Genomic DNA, 721 nt, shown 5'->3' with positions numbered 1-721 from the left:
ACCATCAATGCTGTTTTCTTGATCTCGACCAACGGTGAGCTCTTCATCGTTTCCAATGTGTCTGTAGCGATTATTCAGCACATCGGTCTTCATGTCTTTTTGAGCGCGGAAGTGGATCTCTTCCTGCTGCGCTTCATCTTCAAAATAGAGCTCGTTATGCCCTTCTGCTTTGTGACTTTGAGTTCGCAGTACTGTTCGTGTTTTGTGTTCTGGCAAAGCGTAGGGTGGCTGATGCAGCCTGTTATACACCGCTCCTGTGACTAATGGCCGATCTGGGTCACCTTCCAAAAAGGTCACAATTACTTCATGGCCTATGCGTGGTAAATACACTGCTCCCCAATTAGGTGCTGCCATCACTTGGCTTACTCGCAACCAACAACTTGAGTGCTCGTTCTTCTCGCCATAACGATCCCAATGGAATTGAACTTTAATGCGCCCATATTCATCGGTGTATATCTCTTCGCCTTCCGGCCCAACAACAACGGCCGTTTGAACACCATCAACCACTGGTGCGGGTTGCTTTGGCGCTTTATAGGTAATATCTCTTGGGATACAGCAAAACTGGTTATGGTAAGTGGCAGGTTGTTCCGGAGACTCTTCCTCATGGACACTAGGGTTGTAGCCCATGTGGCTCATTGACAGCATTAGGTAGTCTCGATTAACGCTGTCTCGCGGGTGCTCACTCACATGAAAACTACACCCGGCAACCAGACGCATTACA

At 48.3% G+C, this 721-nt stretch carries 1 protein-coding gene; it reads right to left on the bottom strand.

The features are described from left to right. Positions 1-721: type VI secretion system tip protein TssI/VgrG (tssI, locus tag KP803_RS21765; RefSeq protein WP_248010949.1), on the bottom strand; the 721-nt coding region annotated here is incomplete at both ends.

This window comes from Vibrio amylolyticus (assembly GCF_023145695.1).
GTDB lineage: Bacteria > Pseudomonadota > Gammaproteobacteria > Enterobacterales > Vibrionaceae > Vibrio > Vibrio amylolyticus.
Note: the sequence above shows the minus strand (reverse complement) of the source record. Positions and strands in the feature narration are given on the sequence as shown.